This is a genomic window from Nonomuraea antri (genome assembly GCF_013283785.1).
Taxonomy (GTDB): Bacteria; Actinomycetota; Actinomycetes; order Streptosporangiales; family Streptosporangiaceae; genus Nonomuraea; species Nonomuraea antri.
The window spans coordinates 1-5,236 of record NZ_JABCPZ010000399.1 but is presented as its reverse complement, the minus strand read 5'-3'; the positions used below and the strand labels follow the sequence as shown (position 1 = coordinate 5,236).

At 70.4% G+C, this 5,236-nt stretch carries 3 protein-coding genes; 2 read left to right on the top strand and 1 reads right to left on the bottom strand.

What is annotated here, in order from left to right:
* The first annotated feature begins 151 nt into the window (after positions 1–151).
* Positions 152–2,779, top strand: coding sequence for a hypothetical protein (locus HII36_RS53160; protein WP_173531025.1), 2,628 nt, complete (start codon positions 152–154; stop codon positions 2,777–2,779).
* Positions 2,780–2,821: 42 nt separating this feature from the next.
* On the top strand, positions 2,822–4,042 hold the full coding sequence (locus HII36_RS53155; RefSeq protein ID WP_173531024.1) for a DUF418 domain-containing protein: 1,221 nt from the start codon (positions 2,822–2,824) through the stop codon (positions 4,040–4,042).
* Here HII36_RS53155 and HII36_RS53150 read toward each other — a convergent pair.
* Positions 4,014–5,236: GH39 family glycosyl hydrolase (locus tag HII36_RS53150; protein WP_173531023.1), on the bottom strand; the 1,223-nt coding region annotated here is incomplete at its 5' end. The two genes, HII36_RS53155 and HII36_RS53150, sit on opposite strands and share 29 nt — an antisense overlap.

The window sequence follows — 5,236 nt, the reverse complement described above, 5'->3', positions numbered from 1 at the left end:
GTCCCAGACCCCCGGCTCCCCTGCCGCGGGTTCACCCCGCTCCCCCGGTTCCCAGGGCGCTGGTCCCGCAGGCTCCCCCGGGTCCCAGGGTTCCGGCAGGCCCGGGTCGCCGGCTGCCTCCCCGTCCCAGGGTGGGCCGGCCAAGGAAAGGGTGCGGCCGCAGGGGGCGAGCGGTCCGCAGCAGGCCCAGCCAGCCGCTCAGGCGGCAGGCGGACCTGGGCCGACGAGCATCCCGACCACCAGAGAGCTCGCCTGGGGCGCAGCGGTCGCCTCGGGCACCGCGTCCCCCGGCACGAAGCCCGCCGACGGCAAGCCCACCGGCGGCAAGCCCACCGGTGGTGAACCCGCGGGCGGTAAGCCGGCTGGCGGCAAGCCCACCGGGCCGCAGCCCGCGCAGGCGCTCGGCTCGCCGTCCCAGGCGCCCGCGGCCCCGAAGCAGGCCCCCGGCGGGCCCCAGCCGCCGAGCGGACCCCAGGCTCCCGGCGGGCCTCAGCCGCCCAGCGGGCCGCAGCCCGTGGGGGCGGCGGCGCCTGCCGACGCGGCGCTCTCGGCCCTGCCCGCGCAGGCCCCCGGTGCCCCGGCCTGGCAGGGGGCGCAGGGCGGCCAGGGCGCCCAGGGGGCGCAGCGCAAGACCGGCCGCCTGGCGGCGTGGTTCGCCAGCGCGCCCAAGTGGCTCCCGGTCGTGCTGATCCTCGAGGGCCTGATCATGTACGTCCTCGCGCTCAAGGTGCCCCCGGGCCCCCTGCGCGGCGTGGACCCGAACGACATCGACGGCCTCGGCCTGATCTCGGCCTTGCCGGCGAGCGCGTTCGCGGCCCTCCTGATCATGATCGTGTCGTTCTTCGTCACGGTCGCCCAGAGCACCGACCGCAAGTTCCTGCTGCTGTTCCAGATCGCGGCCATCACGTTCGCGCTGCACGGCGCGGGCGCGCTGGTCGCGACCGAGCCGCGCTTCCCCACGGCCTACATCCACGCGGGCTTCGTGGAGTTCATCGGCAGGACCGGCGAGACCGCCATCAGCATCGACGCCCGCATGGGCTGGCCGGGGTTCTTCGCGTTGTTCGCCTTCGTCACGAAGGCCGCGGGGATCAGCGACATGACGCCGATCCTCATGTGGATCCCGCTGGTGTCGAACCTGCTCTACCTGCTGCCGTTCGTGCTCATCCTGCGCCAGGTGGTGGCCACCACGCGGGCGCGCTGGTTCGCGGCGCTGCTGTTCGTGCTGGTGCAGTGGATCGGCCAGGACTACTTCTCGCCACAGGGCTTCACGTTCGCGCTCTATCTGGCGTTCGTGGCGATCCTGCTGCGCTGGTTCGGACGCGTCGAGCCGCGCACCAAGCCGATCCCGCCGAAGGGGCTCAGGCGGCTGCTGGCCAAGCTCGACGCGATGACGCCCGGCGAGCTGGCCAACACCGGCACCTACCGGGCCGACAAGCTGCTCATGCTGCTGATGCTGATCGTGCTGGTCGTGGCGGCCACGGCCTCGCATCAGATCACGCCGTTCATGATGCTCGGGGTGCTCACCGCGTTCCTGATCTTCAAGCGGACCAAGCTGACCTGGGCGCTGCCGTTCTTCCTCGGCCTGGTGGTGCTGGCCTGGATCAGCTACCAGACGGTGGGCTTCTGGGCCAGCCAGATCGACACGATCTTCGGCGGCCTCGGCCGGTTCCTGGAGAACCTGCGCAGCAACACCGGCGACCGCATCGAGGGCAGCGACCCGACGCACGCGATGGTGCTGCAGGCCCGCCTGGGCATCCTCGTGGTGATCCTCTCGCTGGCCGCCGCCGGTCTGTTCAGGCGGCTGCGGCGCGGCGTGTTCGACCGGGCGGCGCTGATCCTGCTCTGCGTGCCGGTGCTGGCGCTGGGGCTGCAGAACTACGGCGGCGAGATCGGGCTGCGCATCTACATGTTCGCGCTGCCCGGCTCGTGTCTGCTGGCCGCGTACGCGTTCTTCCCGAACCTGCCGGCCGACAGCGCGGACGTACGCGAAGAGACCATCCCGATGCGCAAGCGGAACGTGCGCTTCAACCCGGAGCTGACCAGGAAGATCTCGGTCGTGCTCGCGGCCTGCTTCGCGGTGCTGTTCGCGACCTCGTTCCTGGTGGCCAGGTACGGCAACGAGAAGTTCGAGCGCGTGACCACCGGCGAGGTCGCGGCCATGCGTTACGTCTACGCCCACGACAAGCCCAGCGCCAAGGTGCTCTACCTGGTGCCCAAGGTGGGCCAGGAGGTCACGCCGACGCTGCCCTGGGGCGAGCGCGACGTGGACCGGGTGAACTTCACCACCCAGGCCCTGGTGCACAAGGACCCGACCAAGATCGCCGACGTGGTCGCCACCATGAAGGAGCAGCCGCGTAACTCCTACCTGGTGGTCAGCCGCGGCCAGGTGAGCTATCTGCAGCTCAACGAGGGCTTCCCGGAGGGCTGGGGCGAGAAGTTCAGAGCCGCGCTCGACGCCTCACCCGACCTGAAACGGGTCCTGTCCAACGAGGACGCCGCGCTCTACACCTGGAAGAAGTTCGTCAAGGGCACCGAGATCCCCGATCCGCAGCCGTACAAGGGGGCGGGCGAGCCGACCTCGCCGTGGACCCCGCTGGGCGTGGGGGCGCTGGCGGTGACCTGGGTGGCGCTGTTCGGCTACGAGGTCATCAGGCTGAACGGCCCGAACCGGGCGGTGAAGGCACGCAGGCGGCTGCTGTGGCTGGCGATCCCGGCCTTCGTGGTGGCGATCGCGGTGATCATTGAGCGATTCATCCATATCGCCTCAGTAACCGCCTGATTTCACAGGAAACTCTAAGGTTTTACGCCATGATGTCTTCTGATGAGGACACAGAGGACATTTCACCGAGCGGCCGCACGGAGTGGATCCGGCAGGATCCACTCCGTCGACGCGCTGCGCGGCTTCTCGCTGCTGGGTATCCTCGTCGTCAACATCGCCTTCCTGGCCTCCGGCTACCGGATGGCCGGGCTGGCCGAGCCTGCCTTCGACGGGCCGCTCGACTGGGCGGTGCGCTGGAGCGTCACGCTGGTCGCTGAGAACAAGTTCTATCTGCTGTTCTCGTTCCTGTTCGGCTACAGCCTCACCCTGCAGGTCGACTCGGCCGCGCGGCGCGGCACCGCGTTCGTGCCGATGTTCCTGCGCCGGCTGGCCGGGCTGTTCCTGATCGGCCTGGTCCACGCGGTGCTGCTGTTCCCCGGTGACATCCTGATGACGTACGCGGTCGTCGGGCTGGCCCTGCTGCTGCTGCGCAGGCTCTCGCCGAAGAACGCGGTCGTGCTGGCCGTCCTGCTGACGTCGTTGCTGGCGCTCGGCTTCCTGGCGCTGGGCGCGCTGGCCTCGCTCGGCATGGACCCGTCGGGGACGGTCTCCGACGGCGCGGCCGAGGCGGCCAGGTCCGACACCGCGCTGGGCGGCGGGGTCTGGCAGATCGTCGGCGAGCACCTGCGCAAGCTGTCGCTGATCGTGGTGCTCCGGGTGCTCTTCCAGGGCCCGGCCGTGCTCGCGGCGTGCCTGATCGGGCTGGCGGTGGGCAAGCTGGGCGCGCTGCGCGACCTGACGGCACACCGGCGGGCGCTGAGCGGGATCCAGTGGGCCGGGTTCACCGCCGGCCTGGCGGGCGCGTTCGTCTACACCCAGGCCACCTGGAACGGGACCGTGCACAAGTACTTCGGCGAGGCGGTGGACCTCCTCACCGCCCCGCTGCTGGCCGCCGCCTACGCGGCCACGTTCCTGCGGGTGCTGCCGCACCTGCCGCGCCTGGCCAGGGCGCTGGCCGCGCCCGGCAGGATGGCGCTGTCGAACTACCTGGCGCAGTCGTTGATCTGCGCGCTCATCTTCACCGGGTACGGCCTGGCGCTGGTGGACCGGGTCAGCCCGGCGCTGGAGGTGCTGATCGCGCTGGCCGTCTTCGCCGTCCAGGTGCTCTACAGCCGGCAGTGGCTCAGGAGACACCGGTACGGCCCGGTGGAGTGGCTGCTGCGCTGGCTGACCTACGGGCGCAGGCCCGAGACGGTCACGCCCCGCCCCGGCCGCTCCACCTGATCTCGTACGGCCCGAGCGCCACCTGCTTGCCGTCGACGGTGGCCGTCACGTCCTTGTCGGTGGTGTTGACCATGACGACCTGCTGCGCCTGGGCCAGGACCTTGACGTTCGGGTCGGACGAGGCCACCTCGACCAGCGGCGCCCCCGACGGGAACCACCGGGTGAACCCGCTGAGCAGCCCGGCCATCGGCATCTCGTCGCCCCGCTTGGGCGCCCACAGGCAGCCGCGGCACTCGCCCTCGTCCTTCATCTGCGGGTTCCAGTAGAGCGCGGTGGTGACGCCGCTCCTGGCGAACTCCATCATCGCGGTGGCCTGGACGGCGGTGCGCTTCTCCTCGCTCCAGCCGGAGTTCTCCGGCTCGACGTACCACTCGGCCCACCACACCGGCAGGTCGCCGCTCTTCTGCCGCAGCCACTTGGTGATCGCGCCGAACTTGGCCTGCGCGGCGAAGTCACCGGGCAGGTTGCCCCGGTCCTTGGTCATCGAGGCGCCGTCGACGACGAGGAAGTCGGCGCCCTTCTTGTGCTCGATCCAGTAGGTGATCGCGTCGAGCGCGCGCTGGTCGATCACTCCCCACGGGCCGCTCAGCTCGGACTCGCCGCCGCGCGAGTTGCTCTCGATCGGCACGTACGGGCCGCCGACCTTGATCTCCGGGTTCACCTTCTTCAGCGCCGTGTACACCTTGTTGTAGAGCTGGGTGTAGGACTCGGCGTCCCAGCGGTTGGTGTCGGGGTTCCAGAAGCCCTTGAACTCGTTCCACACCATGTAGTGCTTGACCGTCGGGTACTGCTTGGCGACCCGGGCGGCGAGCTTGGCGTAGTCGTCGAAGTGCTCGCTCTTGGGCGCGACCGTGTGGTTCTTGCTCCAGTCCGTGCGCCCGGCCTGCCCGCCCTTCATCCAGTCGGGCGCGCAGCACAGCGTGATGACCGGCACCGACCTGGACGACGCCATGAACGTCAGCCGGCGGTCGAGATCGCGGAAGTTGAACTGCCCTGGGCTCGGCTCGGGGTTGCCCACGCCCCAGCCCATGATGTGCTGGTTCTGCAGCATCGGGACCCGGCCGAGCACGCCCTTGGCGGACTCCACGGCGTCGGCGGGCTCGTTGTCGGCGCTGAACTGGGTGTGGGTGATGCCCCACCGGGGCCAGTTCTCCAGTGCGGGCGGCTCTTCCAGCTGGGGTGCGGGCTGGGTGG